The 18,352-nt window shown below is 54.0% G+C and carries 14 protein-coding genes and 1 pseudogene; 7 read left to right on the top strand and 8 right to left on the bottom strand.

Annotated features, from left to right (window positions below):
* Positions 1 to 200: 200 nt before the first annotated feature.
* On the bottom strand, positions 201 to 638 hold the full coding sequence (locus OGX86_RS00795; protein ID WP_003826501.1) for an acetyltransferase: 438 nt from the start codon (positions 636 to 638) through the stop codon (positions 201 to 203).
* 158 nt (positions 639 to 796) lie between these two features.
* Between OGX86_RS00795 and metA the strand changes: the two genes are divergently transcribed.
* The 4 genes from metA to aceK all read left to right on the top strand — a co-directional run bounded on the left by metA (position 797) and on the right by aceK (position 6,816).
* Positions 797 to 1,726 (top strand): homoserine O-acetyltransferase MetA, encoded by a 930-nt coding sequence (gene metA / locus OGX86_RS00790; protein WP_003826503.1) that lies wholly within the window; start codon positions 797 to 799, stop codon positions 1,724 to 1,726.
* 268 nt (positions 1,727 to 1,994) lie between these two features.
* Positions 1,995 to 3,596: a malate synthase A gene (gene aceB / locus OGX86_RS00785; RefSeq protein ID WP_048227503.1), complete on the top strand. Its 1,602-nt coding sequence runs from the start codon at positions 1,995 to 1,997 to the stop codon at positions 3,594 to 3,596.
* A 31-nt stretch (positions 3,597 to 3,627) separates the two neighbouring features.
* Complete coding sequence (gene aceA / locus OGX86_RS00780) at positions 3,628 to 4,932, top strand: isocitrate lyase (RefSeq protein WP_016155323.1); 1,305 nt, start codon at positions 3,628 to 3,630, stop codon at positions 4,930 to 4,932.
* Between the two features lie 102 nt (positions 4,933 to 5,034).
* The gene (gene aceK, locus OGX86_RS00775; RefSeq protein ID WP_213786447.1) at positions 5,035 to 6,816 is read left to right on the top strand and encodes a bifunctional isocitrate dehydrogenase kinase/phosphatase; all 1,782 of its coding nucleotides are present in this window, start codon (positions 5,035 to 5,037) and stop codon (positions 6,814 to 6,816) included.
* 86 nt (positions 6,817 to 6,902) lie between these two features.
* On the opposite strand, the gene iclR is transcribed toward aceK, so the two are convergent.
* Positions 6,903 to 7,727 carry a glyoxylate bypass operon transcriptional repressor IclR gene (gene iclR / locus OGX86_RS00770; RefSeq protein ID WP_003826510.1) on the bottom strand — a complete coding sequence of 275 codons (825 nt, stop codon included), beginning with the start codon at positions 7,725 to 7,727 and terminating at the stop codon, positions 6,903 to 6,905.
* Between the two features lie 195 nt (positions 7,728 to 7,922).
* Here iclR and metH point away from each other — a divergent pair, with 195 nt between their 5' ends.
* Positions 7,923 to 11,606 (top strand): methionine synthase, encoded by a 3,684-nt coding sequence (metH, locus tag OGX86_RS00765; protein ID WP_048215150.1) that lies wholly within the window; start codon positions 7,923 to 7,925, stop codon positions 11,604 to 11,606.
* Positions 11,607 to 11,826: 220 nt separating this feature from the next.
* On the top strand, positions 11,827 to 13,458 hold the full coding sequence (locus OGX86_RS00760) for a Na/Pi cotransporter family protein (RefSeq protein ID WP_048213962.1): 1,632 nt from the start codon (positions 11,827 to 11,829) through the stop codon (positions 13,456 to 13,458).
* 166 nt (positions 13,459 to 13,624) lie between these two features.
* Here the strand turns inward: OGX86_RS00760 and pepE are convergent, their stop codons facing one another.
* The 4 genes and pseudogenes from pepE to OGX86_RS00740 form a co-directional block, all read right to left on the bottom strand.
* Positions 13,625 to 14,314, bottom strand: coding sequence for a dipeptidase PepE (gene pepE / locus OGX86_RS00755; protein WP_003841421.1), 690 nt, complete (start codon positions 14,312 to 14,314; stop codon positions 13,625 to 13,627).
* Between the two features lie 110 nt (positions 14,315 to 14,424).
* Positions 14,425 to 14,703: an addiction module antidote protein gene (locus OGX86_RS00750; protein ID WP_032942057.1), complete on the bottom strand. Its 279-nt coding sequence runs from the start codon at positions 14,701 to 14,703 to the stop codon at positions 14,425 to 14,427.
* Positions 14,696 to 15,013, bottom strand: a pseudogene (locus tag OGX86_RS00745) (type II toxin-antitoxin system RelE/ParE family toxin). Before OGX86_RS00745 ends, OGX86_RS00750 begins: the two are co-directional and overlap by 8 nt.
* A 263-nt stretch (positions 15,014 to 15,276) precedes the next feature.
* Positions 15,277 to 15,828, bottom strand: a complete 552-nt coding sequence (locus OGX86_RS00740; RefSeq protein WP_048215148.1) for an AAA family ATPase — start codon at positions 15,826 to 15,828, stop codon at positions 15,277 to 15,279.
* 275 nt (positions 15,829 to 16,103) lie between these two features.
* Between OGX86_RS00740 and OGX86_RS00735 the strand changes: the two genes are divergently transcribed.
* The gene (locus OGX86_RS00735; RefSeq protein WP_233097552.1) at positions 16,104 to 16,265 is read left to right on the top strand and encodes a hypothetical protein; all 162 of its coding nucleotides are present in this window, start codon (positions 16,104 to 16,106) and stop codon (positions 16,263 to 16,265) included.
* A 49-nt stretch (positions 16,266 to 16,314) separates the two neighbouring features.
* Here OGX86_RS00735 and OGX86_RS00730 read toward each other — a convergent pair whose 3' ends face one another.
* Entirely contained in the window at positions 16,315 to 17,127 is an 813-nt protein-coding gene (locus tag OGX86_RS00730) for a shikimate 5-dehydrogenase (protein WP_032942070.1), read from the bottom strand.
* Between the two features lies 1 nt (position 17,128).
* Positions 17,129 to 18,352: an L-sorbose 1-phosphate reductase gene (sorE, locus tag OGX86_RS00725; protein WP_286639038.1), complete on the bottom strand. Its 1,224-nt coding sequence runs from the start codon at positions 18,350 to 18,352 to the stop codon at positions 17,129 to 17,131.

Raw genomic sequence — 18,352 nt, 5'->3', positions numbered from 1 at the left:
AGCCCATCCTGACGGATGGGCTTTTTTGCGTCTGTGCGGGATGAAAACCGCCGGATGCGGCGTACCGCCTTATCCGGCCTACAAAAGCCCGTCAGTGAATGCGTTTCAGTAGGCCTGATAAGCGCAGCGCATCAGGCAACACGTCTGCACACTACCGGATACGGCATATCGCCTTATCCGGCCTACAAAAGCTAGTCCTGCTACCCGCGTACGAGGTTGAGTAACGGGTACGGTCGTCCGAGATCGTCCACCTCTGTACGTCCCGTCACGCTAAATCCCATCTTCTTATAGAATCCAACCGCCTGCTCATTCTGCTCGTTAACGTTGGTTGTTAGCGTTGAACTCATTGATAAAGCATGTTCAATCAGCAGTTTACCAACACCACTACCACGCACATCCGGATCGACAAACAAAGCATCAATATGCTGGTCGGTCAGGAGCATAAAAGCGACGGGCTCATCCTGTTCTGTCACTGCAACCCACAGAGGGGCTTCTGGTAAAAATGAACGTACCAGCTCCTCCAGCTCAATCCGATAATCCGCAGAGAGGAAATGGTGCGTGGCATCTACTGAGCGACACCAAATAGAAACTAACTTATCTCCTTCGTCCTGACGCGAACGACGAATGGTAAGGTTCATAGCATTCTCCTTTTTTTCTTTACTGCACTATTCTACAGCAAGGAGCCGTGAAACTTTCTCAACTTGAGGATGCAAGCTCGACATTCGCATGATTCCTGGGTATCTTCAGCTATCTGGATGTCTAAACGTTTAAACGTATGTTGTGAGGTTATCAGGTTATGCCAATTCGCGTGCAGGACGAGCTACCCGCCGTCAATTTTTTGCGTGAGGAAAACGTCTTCGTGATGACGACATCCCGCGCTTCCGGTCAGGAAATTCGTCCACTGAAGGTGCTCATCCTCAACCTGATGCCCAAGAAGATTGAAACGGAAAACCAGTTCCTGCGCTTACTGTCTAACTCACCGCTGCAGGTTGATGTTCAGCTATTGCGCATCGATGCCCGCGAGTCACGCAACACCCCAACGGAGCATCTGAATAACTTCTACTGTAATTTCGAGGATATCTGCGATCAGAACTTTGACGGATTGATCGTGACCGGCGCGCCGTTGGGCCTGGTTGAATTTAATGATGTAGCTTACTGGCCACAGATTAAACAAGTGCTTGAATGGGCCAAAGATCACGTTACCTCGACGCTATTTGTCTGTTGGGCGGTGCAGGCCGCGTTGAACATCCTGTACGGAATTCCCAAGCAAACCCGCACGGACAAACTCTCAGGCGTCTATGAGCACCATATTCTGCACCCTCATGCGCTACTGACGCGTGGATTCGATGATGCGTTCCTGGCCCCGCATTCCCGCTATGCTGATTTCCCTGCAGCGCTTATCCGCGACTACACCGATCTCGAGATCTTTGCTGAAACCGAAGAGGGAGATGCCTACCTGTTTGCCAGCAAAGACAAACGTATCGCCTTCGTGACGGGTCACCCTGAGTATGACGACCATACACTCGGCAGCGAATATTTTCGTGACGTCGAAGCGGGCTTATCGCCGGAAGTACCCTATAACTATTTCCCGAAAGATGACCCGCAAAACAAACCGCGGGCAACCTGGCGTAGCCACGGTAATTTGTTGTTTACCAACTGGCTCAACTATTACGTCTACCAGATCACGCCATATGATCTGCGTCACATGAATCCAACGCTGGATTAATCTTCTGTAGCAGACGATCCTTAAGCGTTTCAGCATATTGAATCAGGCACCTTCGGGTGCCTTTTTTATTTCCGAAACGCACCTCATCGTGTAATTAAATTTTATTTATATTGTTATCAATAAGTTAATTGATAATTAAATTAAAAATGGAAATTGTTTTTGATTTTGAAATTTAAATGAGTAGTCTTAGTTGTGCTGAACGAAAAGCGCACAACGATCCTTCGTTCGCATTGGGAATGTGTTTGGATCAATGACGAGGAACTACGCAATGAATCAACAGGCAACGACAACCGATGAACTGGTCTTCACCAGGCCGTTTGGCGAACAGGAACAGCAAATTCTGACCGCTGAAGCAGTGGAGTTTCTGACTGAACTGGTGACAAGATTTACGCCAAAGCGGAATAAACTTCTGGCTGCACGTATCCAGCAGCAGCAGGATATTGATGACGGTAAGTTGCCTGATTTTATTTCGGAAACAGCTTCCATTCGTGAAGGTAACTGGAAAATTCGCGGAATTCCTGATGATTTACTGGATCGCCGCGTAGAGATCACCGGACCCGTTGAGCGCAAGATGGTCATCAACGCGCTGAACGCGAACGTCAAAGTCTTTATGGCCGACTTCGAAGATTCACTGGCTCCTGAGTGGAGCAAAGTTATCGACGGGCAGATCAACCTGCGCGATGCGGTCAATGGCACCATTAGCTACACCAACGAAGCGGGTAAAATTTATCAGCTCAAACCTAATCCGGCTCTGTTGGTATGTCGCGTTCGTGGTCTGCACCTGCCGGAAAAACACGTCACCTGGCGTGGCGAATCCATCCCGGGCAGCCTGTTCGACTTTGCCCTCTATTTCTTCCACAACTACAAAACGTTGCTGGCGAAAGGCAGCGGCCCTTATTTCTATCTGCCAAAAACGCAGGCCTGGCAAGAAGCGGCATGGTGGAGCGAAGTGTTCAGCTATGCAGAGGACCGCTTTAACCTGCCGCGCGGTACCATTAAAGCGACCCTGCTGATTGAAACGCTGCCTGCCGTCTTCCAGATGGACGAAATTCTGCACGCCCTGCGTGACCACATTGTGGGTCTGAACTGCGGTCGTTGGGACTACATTTTTAGCTATATCAAAACACTGAAGAACCACCCGGATCGCGTGCTGCCGGACCGTCAGGTGGTGACGATGGATAAACCATTCCTCAGCGCCTATTCGCGTCTGCTGATTAAAACCTGTCATAAACGTGGCGCATTCGCGATGGGCGGCATGGCAGCGTTCATTCCCAGCAAAGATGCGGAACGTAACAACCAGGTTCTGACCAAGGTAAAAGCGGACAAAGCACTGGAAGCAAATAACGGTCATGACGGCACATGGATTGCCCATCCGGGACTGGCAGATACCGCCATGGCGGTGTTCAACGACGTACTCGGTGAAAACAAAAATCAGCTGTTCGTGACCCGTGAAGAAGATGCCCCGATTACCGCAGAGCAACTGCTGGCACCTTGTGAAGGTGAGCGTACCGAAGAAGGCATGCGCGCCAATATCCGTGTCGCGGTGCAGTACATCGAAGCGTGGATCTCCGGTAACGGCTGCGTACCGATTTACGGTCTGATGGAAGACGCGGCCACCGCCGAAATCTCCCGTACCTCCATCTGGCAGTGGATCCACCACGAGAAGACGCTCAGCAACGGCAAGCCGGTTACCAAACCGCTGTTCCGTCAGATGCTGGCCGAAGAGATGCTGGTGATTCAGGACGAGCTGGGCGAACACCGCTACAGCAGCGGGCGTTTTGACGATGCCGCGCGCCTGATGGAGCAAATCACTACCTCTGATGAACTGATCGATTTCTTGACCCTGCCAGGCTACCGCCTGCTGGCGTAATTCACCGCATAACAATATGGAGCATCTGCACATGAAAACCCGTACTCAACAAATCGAAGAATTACAGAAAGAATGGACTCAACCGCGCTGGGAAGGCATCACCCGTCCATATAGCGCGGAGGAAGTGGTGAAATTACGTGGCTCGGTCAACCCGGAATGCACGCTGGCGCAGCTTGGCGCGGCGAAAATGTGGCGTCTGCTGCACGGTGAATCGAAGAAAGGTTATATCAACAGCCTCGGCGCGCTGACTGGCGGTCAGGCGCTGCAGCAGGCGAAGGCCGGTATTGAAGCGGTCTACCTTTCAGGTTGGCAGGTGGCGGCAGATGCCAACCTGGCATCCAGCATGTATCCAGACCAATCGCTGTATCCGGCGAACTCGGTCCCGGCTGTGGTGGACAGGATCAACAACACATTCCGTCGCGCCGATCAGATCCAATGGTCAACCGGTATTGAGCCGAACGATCCGCGCTATGTCGATTACTTCCTGCCGATTGTTGCCGATGCGGAAGCTGGGTTTGGTGGCGTACTGAACGCGTTTGAACTGATGAAATCGATGATTGAGGCTGGTGCAGCGGCCGTTCACTTCGAAGATCAGCTCGCATCGGTGAAAAAATGTGGTCACATGGGCGGCAAAGTGCTGGTTCCGACTCAGGAAGCTATCCAGAAACTGGTGGCCGCCCGTCTGGCAGCAGACGTCATGGGTGTTCCGACGCTGGTGATTGCGCGTACTGATGCTGACGCAGCCGATCTGATTACGTCTGATTGCGACCCTTACGACAGCGAGTTCATCACCGGCGAACGTACCAGCGAAGGGTTCTACCGTACGCATGCGGGCATTGAGCAGGCGATCAGTCGTGGCCTGGCCTACGCACCGTATGCGGATCTGGTGTGGTGTGAAACTTCCACGCCGGACCTCGAACTGGCGAAGCGCTTTGCCGATGCGATTCACGCGAAATTCCCAGGCAAACTGCTGGCCTACAACTGTTCGCCGTCGTTTAACTGGCAGAAAAACCTCGACGACAAAACCATTGCCAGCTTCCAGCAGCAGCTGTCGGATATGGGTTACAAATACCAGTTCATTACCCTGGCGGGTATTCACAGTATGTGGTTCAACATGTTCGACCTCGCGCATTCCTATGCGCAGGGCGAAGGCATGCGCCACTATGTTGAGAAGGTTCAGCAGCCAGAATTTGCGGCGGCTAAAGACGGTTACACCTTCGTATCCCATCAGCAGGAAGTGGGTACAGGCTACTTCGATAAAGTCACCACCATCATTCAGGGCGGTACTTCCTCGGTGACCGCGCTGACCGGCTCGACCGAAGAATCGCAGTTTTGATTAATGCCCGGTGGCGCTGCGCTTACCGGGCCTACGAAGGGATGTAGGCCGGATAAGCGAACGCGCCATCCGGCATGACGTTGTGCCGGATGGGAGAAATCGATGACGCGTGGCCTGGAATTACTGATTGCTCAGACTATCTTGCAAGGTTTCGACGCCCAGTACGGGCGTTTTCTGGAAGTCACCTCCGGCGCGCAGCAGCGTTTTGAACATGCCGACTGGCATGCGGTTCAGCAGGCGATGAAAAGCCGTATTCACCTTTACGATCATCACGTGGGTCTGGTGGTGGAGCAGCTGCGCTGCATTACTGACGGTAAAAGTACCGACGCGGATTTTTTACTTCGCGTGAAAGAGCATTACACCCGGCTACTGCCGGATTACCCACGCTTCGAGATTGCGGAGAGTTTCTTTAACTCCGTCTACTGCCGGTTATTTGACCACCGCTCGCTGACTCCCGAGCGGCTGTTTATTTTCAGTTCTCAGCCAGAGCGCCGTTTTCGTACGATCCCACGTCCGCTGGCGAAAGACTTCTTTCCTGATACCGGCTGGGAGTGGCTGCTAACGCGCGTTCTCAGCGATCTGCCTCTGCGTCTACCGTGGCAGAACAAACATCGTGATATCCACTACATCATCGAACACCTGACCGAAACTCTGGGTGCGGATATGTTGCAGCGCTGTCATTTACAGGTGGCGAACGAACTGTTTTATCGCAACAAGGCCGCCTGGCTGGTTGGTAAGTTGATCACCCCTTCCGGGACGCTGCCGTTTTTATTGCCAATCCACCGGACTGACGAAGGCGAATTGTTTGTCGATACCTGTCTGACCACGACGGCGGAGGCGAGCATTGTGTTTGGCTTCGCCCGCTCCTATTTTATGGTTTACGCCCCTTTGCCCGCGGCGCTGGTGGAGTGGCTGCGCGAGATCCTGCCCGGTAAAACCACCGCCGAACTGTACATGGCGATTGGCTGTCAGAAACACGCGAAGACCGAAAGTTACCGCGAATATCTGCTCTATCTTGCCCATTGCGATGAGCAATTTATTGAAGCACCAGGGATCCGCGGCATGGTGATGTTGGTGTTTACGCTGCCGGGTTTTGACCGAGTGTTTAAAATCATCAAAGACAAATTTGCCCCGCAAAAAGAGATGTCTGCCGCCCACGTCCGCGCCTGCTATCAACTGGTCAAAGAACACGATCGTGTTGGGCGGATGGCTGACACCCAGGAATTCGAGAATTTTGTGCTGGAGAAACGGCAAATCGATCCGGCGCTGATGGCGCTGTTATTGCAGGAAGCCCCGGAAAAAATTACCGATCTCGGCGATCAGATCGTCATTCGCCATCTGTATATTGAACGACGGATGGTGCCGCTGAATATCTGGCTGGAGCAGGTCGAAGGTCAGCAACTGCGCGATGCCATTGAAGAGTACGGCAACGCCATTCGTCAGCTGGCCGCCGCCAATATTTTCCCCGGCGATATGCTATTTAAGAACTTCGGCGTGACCCGTCACGGGCGTGTGGTGTTCTACGATTACGATGAAATCTGCTACATGACGGAGGTGAATTTCCGTCATATCCCGCCGCCACGCTACCCGGAAGATGAGATGAGCGCTGAGCCGTGGTACAGCGTATCGCCGGGAGATGTCTTCCCGGAAGAGTTTCGTCACTGGCTATGTGCCGATCCGCGTATCGGGCCGCTATTTGAAGAGATGCACGCTGACCTGTTCAGCGCTGACTACTGGCGCGGCCTACAGACGCGCATCAAACACGGTCACGTGGAAGATGTTTACGCCTACCGACGTCGTCAGCGGTTCAGCGTGCGTTATGAAACCGACCGTAGGCCGGATAAAGCACTTGCGCCGCCATCCGGCAATGTGCGCCGTGCCTGATGCGCTACGCTTATCAGGCCTACAAATCTGCCCTAACCTTGGATAGCAGGCCGGGTAAGGCGTAGCCGCCACCCGGCAACCCCATCTTAGCGAAATCCACCGTACGCCAGCGTTACTTCTTTCGCCGCTTTGATCGCCATGGCGCCAAACTCGGTCACGCGATCGTCGGTAATACGCGAAATGGGTCCGGAGATGGAAATCGCAGCGAACGGCTCGCGGTGCTCGTCATAAATGCACGACGCCACGCAGCGCAGACCCAGCGCATGTTCCTCATCATCAAAGGAATAGCCGCGCTTGCGCGTCTGGGCCAAATCCTCTTTCAGATGCACTGGCGACACCAGCGTGGCGTGTGTATAAGCATGCAGGCCTTTGCGGTGCAGCAGGCCAGTCACTTGTTCTTCGCTCAGTTGGGATAAAAACGCCTTACCCGCACCGGAGGCGTGCATCGGCAGCTTGCCGCCGATAGGCGCGGACATGCGCATCAGTTGGGTGCACTGCACCTGGTCGATAATAATGGCCTGATGGTCGCTTTGATCCAGCACGGCCAGGTTTACCGTCTCACCGGAATCTTCCATCAGCTTGCGCAGGATCGGATGCACAATTGCCAGCAGATTACGGCTTTGCAAAAAGCTGCTGCCTACGATGAACGCATGCGCACCTACGGCCCAGTGGCCTAATTCACCCACCTGACGGACAAAACCCTGCTGCTGCATGGTGGTCAGCAAACGGTGAGTCGTGGAGTTTGGCAGGCCGGCCTGCTGAGCCAGCTCGGTCAGCGCCACGCTGCCGTTGGATTCCGCAATCCACTCCAGCAGCTTCAGGCCGCGGGTCAGAGACTGAACCTGCCCGGTTGCAGGCGCAGTAGCGGCGGCGGGTTTTCTACCGCGTTTCGCGGGGACAGTGGCTACCATGGCAGACTCCTTTTCTGTATCGTGGAAATCATTTTCGTTTTATTCAATTATAATGCAAGAATTCCTGTACTGATCGGATGAGTGAAGCTGAACATGTCTCATGTTGGCCGTTGTTCTCTTTTCCGCCTCTCAGGTTTGTGCCAGTATGACCTGTTGAGTTTTTTTCGGTCTGGTTGAGCGTTGTCGGGAGCGAGTGTGAGCAGCAAAGTAGAACAATTACGTCAGCAGTTAAATGAACGTATTCTGGTGCTGGACGGCGGTATGGGCACCATGATCCAGGGATATCGTCTGAGCGAAGAGGATTTCCGCGGCGAACGCTTTGCCGACTGGCCGTGCGATCTGAAAGGTAACAACGACTTGTTGGTGCTCAGCAAACCGGAGGTCATCGCCGCCATCCATAACGCCTACTTTGAGGCGGGCGCGGATATCATCGAAACCAACACCTTTAACTCGACGACTATCGCCATGGCGGATTACCAGATGGAATCCCTGTCGGCGGAAATCAACTTTGCGGCAGCCAAACTGGCGCGTGCGGCGGCTGACGAATGGACGGCGCGCACGCCGGAAAAACCGCGCTACGTCGCGGGCGTGCTCGGCCCAACGAACCGTACGGCGTCTATCTCGCCTGATGTTAACGACCCGGCTTACCGCAACATTACCTTTGATCAGCTGGTGGCCGCCTACCGTGAATCCACCAAAGCGCTGGTGGAAGGCGGCAGTGACCTGATCCTGATTGAAACCGTCTTCGATACTCTGAACGCCAAAGCCGCTATTTTCGCGGTTAAAACCGAATTTGAAGCGCTGGGCGTTGAGCTGCCGATTATGCTCTCCGGCACCATCACCGATGCTTCCGGGCGTACGCTCTCCGGCCAGACTACCGAAGCATTCTACAACTCCCTGCGCCACGCCGATGCGCTGACCTTCGGTCTGAACTGTGCCTTAGGTCCGGACGAATTGCGCCAGTACGTGCAGGAACTGTCGCGCATAGCCGAATGCTACGTGACCGCGCACCCGAACGCCGGTCTGCCGAACGCCTTTGGTGAATACGATCTCGACGCCGACACCATGGCGGCGCAGATTCGCGAGTGGGCTGAGGCCGGTTTCCTGAATATCGTCGGCGGCTGCTGCGGCACCACGCCGGAACATATCGCCGCCATGAGCCGCGCAGTGGATGGCTTACCGCCGCGCCGCTTGCCGGAAATCCCGGTTGCCTGCCGCCTTTCCGGCCTTGAGCCGCTGAACATCGGCGACGACAGCCTGTTTGTGAACGTCGGCGAGCGTACCAACGTCACCGGTTCGGCCAAGTTTAAACGCCTGATCAAAGAAGAGAAATACAGCGAAGCGCTGGACGTCGCCCGTCAGCAGGTGGAAAGCGGCGCGCAGATCATCGATATCAACATGGATGAGGGGATGCTCGACGCCGAAGCGGCAATGGTGCGTTTCCTCAACCTGATCGCCGGTGAGCCGGATATCGCCCGCGTGCCGATTATGATCGACTCCTCGAAATGGGACGTTATCGAGAAAGGGCTGAAGTGCATTCAGGGTAAAGGCATCGTTAACTCCATCTCGATGAAAGAGGGGGTTGAGACCTTTATCCATCACGCGAAGCTGCTGCGTCGCTACGGTGCCGCGGTGGTGGTGATGGCCTTTGACGAGCAAGGGCAGGCCGACACCCGCGCACGTAAAATCGAAATCTGCCGTCGGGCGTACAAGATTCTTACCGAAGAGGTGGGCTTCCCGCCGGAAGACATCATCTTCGACCCGAACATCTTTGCTGTCGCGACCGGTATTGATGAGCACAACAACTACGCGCAGGACTTTATCGGCGCGTGTGAAGACATCAAACGCGAACTGCCGCACGCACTGATCTCCGGCGGCGTTTCTAACGTTTCATTCTCGTTCCGTGGCAACGACCCGGTACGTGAAGCCATTCACGCGGTATTCCTCTACTACGCCATTCGCAACGGCATGGACATGGGGATCGTCAACGCCGGACAGCTGGCAATTTACGACGACCTGCCCGCCGAGCTACGCGATGCGGTTGAAGATGTGATCCTCAACCGTCGTGACGATGGCACCGAACGACTGCTGGAGCTGGCAGAGAAATATCGCGGCAGTAAAACCGACGACACGGCGAATGCCCAGATGGCGGAATGGCGCACCTGGGAGGTGAAAAAGCGCCTCGAATATTCGCTGGTGAAAGGCATTACCGAGTTTATTGAGCTGGATACCGAGGAAGCGCGCCAGCAGGCTGCGCGTCCGATCGAAGTTATTGAAGGACCGCTGATGGACGGCATGAACGTCGTTGGCGATCTGTTCGGCGAAGGAAAAATGTTCCTGCCGCAGGTAGTGAAATCCGCCCGCGTGATGAAGCAGGCGGTGGCGTACCTCGAACCGTACATTGAGGCCAGCAAAGAGAAAGGCTCCAGCAACGGTAAAATGGTCATCGCGACTGTGAAGGGCGATGTGCACGATATCGGCAAAAACATTGTCGGCGTGGTGCTGCAATGTAACAACTACGAAATCGTCGATCTTGGCGTGATGGTGCCCGCGGAGAAAATCCTCAGAACGGCGCGTGAAGTGAATGCCGACTTGATAGGCCTTTCCGGGCTGATTACCCCGTCGCTGGACGAAATGGTCAACGTGGCGAAAGAGATGGAGCGTCAGGGTTTCACTATTCCGCTGCTGATTGGCGGCGCGACCACCTCAAAAGCGCACACGGCGGTGAAAATTGAGCAGAACTACAGCGGCCCGACGGTGTACGTGCAGAACGCCTCGCGTACCGTTGGCGTGGTGGCTGCGCTGCTCTCTGACACCCAGCGCGATGACTTTGTCGCCCGTACGCGTAAAGAGTACGAAACCGTGCGTATCCAGCATGCGCGTAAGAAACCGCGTACCCCGCCAGTAACGTTACAGGCTGCCCGCGACAACGATCTGGCCTTCGACTGGGAAAACTACACCCCGCCGGTGGCGCATCGTCTGGGCGTGCAGGAAGTGGAAGCCAGCATCGAAACTCTGCGCAACTACATCGACTGGACGCCGTTCTTTATGACCTGGTCGCTGGCCGGGAAATACCCGCGCATTCTCGAAGATGAGGTAGTAGGAGAAGAGGCGAAGCGCTTGTTCAAAGACGCCAACGACATGCTGGATAAACTCAGCGCTGAGAAGACCCTGAATCCGCGCGGCGTGGTGGGGTTATTCCCGGCAAACCGCGTGGGTGACGATATCGAGATTTACCGTGATGAGACGCGTACGCACGTCATCAACGTGAGTCATCATCTGCGCCAGCAGACGGAAAAAGTCGGTTTCGCCAACTACTGCCTGTCTGACTTTGTTGCGCCGAAATTGAGCGGCAAAGCGGATTACATCGGTGCTTTCGCGGTGACCGGGGGACTGGAGGAAGATGCGCTGGCGGATGCCTTTGAAGCCCAGCATGACGACTACAACAAGATCATGGTGAAAGCGATCGCCGACCGTCTGGCGGAAGCGTTCGCAGAATATCTGCATGAGCGTGTGCGTAAAGTCTACTGGGGCTATGCGGCGAATGAGAACCTCAGTAACGAGGAGCTGATCCGCGAAAACTACCAGGGGATTCGCCCGGCACCAGGCTATCCGGCGTGCCCGGAACACACCGAAAAAGCCACCATCTGGGAACTGCTGGATGTGGAAGCGCACACCGGGATGAAACTCACGGAATCCTTCGCCATGTGGCCAGGCGCGTCGGTTTCCGGCTGGTATTTCAGTCATCCGGACAGCAAGTACTACGCCGTGGCGCAAATCCAGCGCGATCAGGTTGAAGATTATGCCTTCCGTAAAGGCATGAGCGTGGCGGAAGTGGAGCGCTGGTTAGCGCCGAACCTCGGCTACGACGCCGACTGATTCACAAAACTGTCATCTTTCTTTACAACAAACAGGGCGCTCAATGAGTGCCCTGTCTCTTTATTACGTTTAAACCCTTATACTGAAAGGGGGCCGTTGCCGGATGGCGGCGTAAACGCCTTATCCGGCCTACATAGGGATGATTTGTAGGCCTGATAAGCGCAGCGCCATCAGGCAAATGAGCCTCAAAAAACCATAAAAATAAGGAGAACCTGATTCCGTGTTAACTCTGTTACACCTGCTTTCTGCTGTATCTATGCTGGTTTGGGGTACGCATATTGTGCGTACCGGCGTGATGCGTGTCTTTGGCGCCCGCTTGCGTACCGTCCTCAGCCGTAGTGTTGAAAAGAAGCCGCTCGCCTTTTGTGCGGGTATCGGCGTGACGGCGCTGGTGCAAAGCAGCAACGCCACCACCATGCTGGTGACCTCGTTTGTCGCCCAAGATCTCGTGGCGCTTACCCCGGCGCTGGTCATTGTGCTGGGTGCCGACGTGGGGACCGCGCTGATGGCGCGTATCCTGACCTTCGATCTCTCATGGCTATCCCCACTGCTGATTTTCATCGGCGTGATCTTCTTTCTCGGGCGTAAGCAGTCCCGCGTGGGGCAACTGGGGCGGGTTGGCATCGGGCTGGGGTTGATTTTACTTGCGCTGGAGCTGATTGTGCAGGCGGTCACGCCGATCACCCAGGCTAACGGCGTACAGGTTATTTTCGCCTCGCTGACCGGCGATATTATGCTGGATGCGCTGATTGGCGCTATGTTTGCGATTATCAGTTACTCCAGTCTGGCGGCGGTGCTGCTGACGGCCACGCTGACCGCGGCAGGCATTATCTCGTTCCCGGTGGCGTTGTGTCTGGTGATTGGTGCCAACCTCGGCTCCGGCCTGTTGGCGATGCTCAACAACAGTGCTGCGAATGCTGCTGCCCGTCGCGTGGCGCTCGGCAGCCTGCTGTTTAAGCTGGTGGGCAGCCTGATTATCCTGCCGTTTGTTCATCCGCTGGCCAATCTGATGGATGAACTGCCGCTGCCGAAATCTGAACTGGTTATCTACTTCCACGTCTTCTACAACCTGGTGCGCTGTGTGGCGATGGTGCCGTTCGCCGAACCGATGGCGCGTTTTTGTAAGCGCATCATTCGCGATGAGCCGGAGCTGGATGCACATCTGAAACCCAAACATCTGGACGTCAGCGCGCTGGATACGCCGACGCTCGCTCTGGCCAATGCCGCCCGTGAAGCCCTGCGTATCGGCGACGCGATGGAGCAGATGATGGACGGGCTGAAGAAAGTAATGCACGGCGAACCGCGTGAAGAGAAAGAGCTGCGCAGGATGGCGGACGACATTAACGTGCTGTACACGGCAATTAAGCTCTATCTGGCGCGGATGCCAAAGGATGAGCTGGCGGAAGAGGAATCGCGCCGTTGGGCGGAGATTATCGAAATGTCGCTCAACCTTGAGCAGGCTTCCGATATTGTCGAACGTATGGGCAGCGAGATAGCCGATAAGTCGCTGGCCGCCCGCCGGGCATTCTCTGTCGAAGGGCTGAAAGAACTGGATGCGCTCTACGATCAGTTGCTCAGCAATCTGCAGCTGGCGATGTCAGTGTTCTTCTCAGGAGATGTGACCAGTGCCCGTCGTCTGCGTCGCAGCAAGCACCGCTTCCGTATTCTCAATCGTCGTTATTCGCATGCGCACGTTGACCGTCTGCATCAGCAGAACGTGCAGAGCATCGAGACCAGCTCCTTGCACCTGGCGCTGTTGGGCGATATGCAGCGTCTGAACTCGCTGTTTTGTTCCGTGGCTTACAGCGTGCTGGAACAGCCGGATGAAGACGATGAGCGGGATGATTACTAATGAGGACAGGTGAAATATTGCCCGATGGCGCAGTCCGGTAGGCCGGATAAGGCGAAGCCGCATCCGGCAATGTGCGCTGAACTGCCTGATGGCGCTGCGCTTATCAGGCCTACAGTTGTAGCCCGGATAAAGCGAAGCCGCCATCCGGCATCAGACAACAAATCAACTAAAAGCAGTGGCCTGCTTCAACGGCAACCGCTTCTTCACCCGCTTTAAAGATATACGTGGTGTTCGGGCCGCCGAGCACGGACTTACCGTTACTCACCTTAATCCAGTTCCCTTCCGGCAGGCCAATCACCGTCAGCTCCGGTGCCACAACCAGCAGCTCGCGGATACGCTGTTCACGCGTTTCGCCTTTATGGCCTTCCGGCAGCGCGTTGGTGAAGTGTGGGTTAATCTGCAGCGGGAACAGACCCAGCGCATCAAAACCTTTTGGATCGACAATCGGCATGTCGTTGGTAGTGCGGATGGTCTGGCAGGCAAGGTTGGAACCTGCGCTCCAGCCGATGTACAGCGCACCGCGTTTGACGACATCCACAATCGGCGCCAGCAGTCCGCGTTCGCGGCTTTCTTTCAGTAACTGGAAGGTATTACCCCCGCCGACAATCACCAGCTCTGCGTTTTCAATAGCGGCAATCGGATCGGCAACGGTATGAATACCCGTAACGTTGACACCCATTGGCGCAAAGATGGCTGCCGTTTTCGCTGTGTACTCATCCCAGGTTTGCGTCACGCCAGCGAACGGAATAAACACCGCCGTACGGCGACCATTCAGTTGTTCAGCAATCAGCGGCAGCGCATGTTCCATCCAGCCTTTGCCCGGCAGCGTCGAGTTACTCAATAAAAGCAGTTCCATCATTTCTCCATGTAATCAGAAAATTACAAACCGCGCTAATGCTACCACTATCAGGCTAACGCCTTACTGATATGGCTCACGATGTTGGAAGGGGGAGATAGAAGCTGAGGCTATTTTTTAAGTGTCAATTCAATGCCGAGTACCTTCATCACTGCAAGGGTGGTTTTCAGCGTCGGGTTACCTTTCTCACTAAAAGAGCGATAAAGCTGCTCGCGGGATAATCCCGTTTCTGCCGCAATGTTCGCCATTCCCTTAGCGCGAGCTACCACGCCCAGTGCTTTTGCAATGTATGCTGCATCGCCTGTTTCGAGGGCATCGGCCATAAACACGGCAATTTCTTCATCATCAACCAGCGCAGTCGCGGGATCGTAGTGAGTAAGTTTATTCATGGCAGAAGATCTCCTGTGAATCCAGTGTACGGGCGAGCATTTTTGCAAGAGTAATATCGTTGGCTTGTGAGCTTTTATCGCCCCCACATAACAAAATGATGATGCGGCAACCTTGCTGTTTAAAGTAAATCCTGTAGCCAGGACCGTAAGAAATGCGCATTTCGCTGACGCCTTCCCCAACAGGTTTAACATCACCAGCTAAACCATTAGCCAGACGAAAAAGGCGTGTGGCAATGAGCGTTTTAGCTCTCCTGTCCCGTAGGTTTTGCTCTCAACGCCGGAAAACCATTGTCTGAAGAATTTCCATGATGACGTTCCATGTATTTTATAAACTACATTATGAATTGACAAGTTGAGACTAGAGAGTAAAAAAATGGGGAGTAAGGGGAAATGCTTGCTGGAGGAAACAGGAAAGTGTCTCGCAATAATACGTAGTTTTTCAGGATGCTGCGGTTGATACGAGAATCGATGATAGGGGATTGGGAGGGCTTTGTGCCAGGAGCGGAAGCTATATGTCCACTAGAATATGACAGATTCATGCATGGTGATTCACCACTACACGTAGTTGCCGTCTTAGCAGGGTTTTATCTTGGAAAGAATAAAATCCACTCGCTCTTCTACAGAAACACATGGTAATTCAATCAACTGATAGTCATACATACGGTATGTTTTTACCATTGCGTGATATGTCGCGATGGCAACATCGAAAGATTGTTTGCGCTCTGTGTCCTGTACATATATTTCACGCCAGGGTGGTGCAATAAATACGATTCGGTTATAGCGAAATTTCTCGATGGCGTTTTCCAGATGCCTCGGTATGGTAAGTTCAGAAAGACATAAATAACCTACAACATCAGGAACACCACGATCAAAGAAGCAGGGTTGTGTATGCCCTTCCGCTTCATGCCACGAACGCATTTCCCAGGATAGCATCAGCTCTGCAAATGCAGTCTGGTTGGCCCACGGTAATGCATCGCCGCCGATGTTAACCTGGTCTTGGATCACACCTCTTCCAGCTTCTTTAGAACACCAAAACCCTCGTTTTATAATCGTATCAATTATCGTGCTTTTGCCTGACCCTGGGCCACCAGTCAGAATGAATCGATGCTGAAACGCTGAAGACATTGAACTCTCCCAAACCTTCTTAGACGCGATGATTTAGCAATTGATGGCGTACTTTTTGCGTATCGTCATATTACCTGCTGATGGCATGACTAACTACGTTTTATCCCCATTTTAATGTCCGCTATTCTCTCATTTCACAGGCCGATCTACTTTATTTCTCACTCGCCGAGGCGTTCCGCCATCTTGATTGTAGCCATCTCACTACTGAAGAAAATCTGGCGCTATCGTTTGGCTGTGAAGAGGCGCTGGCAGGGTTGTACCAGACGCTGAATTTTATGGGCGAAAGCCTGCTGACCATGGCGGGTGAAGGTCAGGAACATTTTGCGTATGAGAGCATATGCCAGTTAGGACACAGTCTGGTCAACATCAGCCAGTTGATTCCCGCACTGGTGCAGTTAGAAGCGAAAGCTGACCAGCAACTGTTCGCTGTTGCATAGTACCTAAAATTGACAGAGCGCCCACCCCTGGCGCTCTGTTCCTGCTCTCTTACCCCGCCCGCGCAAATTCTGCCGCTTCGGCGATTAGCGCGTCATCTGGGCGTACGCCGGTGTACATGGCGAACTGCTCTACGGCCTGTAAGGCAATCACCTCTGCACCGCTGATGGTCTTTTTACCTAATTGCTGTGCCAGTTTGATTACCGGTGTTTCCGGCGGCAGGGCGACGACGTCAAACACCACGCTGGCGGCAGCGACCATTGCTTCGCTGTAGGCCAGTTCATCGCTCTCTTTACCGCCAGCCATGCCGACTGGCGTCACGTTGACCAGAATATCGCAGGTAATCCCTTCCGGCTGCGGTTGCCACTGGAAACCGTACTGTTTTGCCAGCGCCGGACCGCTCTCCCGGTTACGGGCGGCGACGATCACATCGCGAAAACCGGCATCGCGAAATGCAGCAATGACCGCTTTACCCATTCCACCGCTGCCGCGGATCATGACGCGTGCGTGGTTATCAAGCTGGTGGCTGGTAATCAGGCTTTTTACCGCAATGTAGTCGGTGTTAAATCCTGTCAACGTACCGTTGTCATTAACAATGGTGTTAACGGAATCAATGACTTTTGCGGAAGGGTCGATGGCATCCAGAAACGGCATGCAACTCTCTTTAAACGGCATAGAGACCGCACAGCCGCGAATCCCGAGTGCGCGAACGCCTTTCACTGCGGCCTCAATATCCTGCGTAGTAAAGGCTTTGTAGATAAAATTTAACCCTAACTTTTCATATAGATAGTTATGAAAGCGTGTGCCAAAGTTGCCGGGGCGACCGGCAAGCGACATGCACAACTGGGTGTCGCGGTTAATCATGTTAAATTTCCTCGGCGTGAGACAATATGTACTGTTCGGCTTCCTGCGACCAGATCCCCTGATGACGCTCCAGGATATCGCGCAAGGCCGGATCGTCAATCTGGGTGAGCGCAGTTAACGGCAATGCTTTTCCGGTGTAAACCAGTTTTTTACCCCCACCGACTTGCGGCAGTTCCAGCGTTGTTTCACCTGCCGCATTCAATCCCAGAATGTGTGTCACCACTTTTGCCGCCTGAACTTTCTTCTCTTCGATCAGTTTTACCGCCGTGCGCATGTCGTCGGTATTGCCGCCAGATGTCCCAACATAATGGGTGAAGGCATAGTGCACGTCGTAGAAGTTAATCGGCGCGCTAAACTGCTTATCCTGCGGACCGGCAAAAAAGTTCATGCAACCATCAGCAACCAGCAAAGAAGAGGCCAGCGTAACCAGCTGTTCGTTGGGCACAAAAACAAAGATGTCATCAAACCCGTGTCCGCCGCTCAGCGCCATCAAGGTGTCATAACCCGCATCCTGGGCGTGGAGATAATGGATCAACGTTTGTGGTTCTGATGGATAGTGCTTGCGGGCGTAGTTCAACTTGTCGTTATTGGTGTCGGTCACCACCAGCAGCGCCGGGTTAACCGGTCCATGCAGTGCATAGTCGATCGCCAGTAGTCCCATTGGCCCGGTACCGCCGAGGATTAACGTGCGCCCCTGCGGACGAATGCCCATCTTATGGTTATAAGTGCCTTCCTGTAGGTGATAGTTGGCGTTGAATGCGCCAATCACGCAGGACAGCGGCTCAACCAACGAGCCTTCAAAATAGGTTTCACCTTCGTAGGCTAACAGGCAGTCCTGCTCCATGACTTCATCAGGAATGATGACGTGCGTGGCTTCACCGCCTACCCACGGGAAGGAGTAGCCGGGGCAGTCCGGGCGATCCGGCAGTTGCAGGTTAGCCTGAATGACATAGCGCTGGCCGGGCTGAAACTTATGCTGCCATTTTTTGCCTACGGCAATGATATCGCCGCAAAACTCGTGACCGATGATGATCGGGTTGGTAGCCACATCGTCCGGCACCTTTTTGTGGTTCTCGCCCTGGTTAGCCTCTTTCCAGGAAGAAAGGCACAGGCTGTCGGTTACGACTGAGGCCAGAATTTCATCGTCCTGCATTTCAGGAAGATCGAAGGTTTCCAGGCGCAGATCGCGTTTACCATAAAGACGTAAAGCTGTTGTTGTTTGCAT

Source organism: Citrobacter sp. Cpo040 (assembly GCF_030332915.1).
GTDB classification, from domain to species: domain Bacteria; phylum Pseudomonadota; class Gammaproteobacteria; order Enterobacterales; family Enterobacteriaceae; genus Citrobacter; species Citrobacter portucalensis.
The sequence above is the reverse complement of the archived record's forward strand: the minus strand, read 5'-3'. Positions and strand labels throughout refer to the sequence as shown.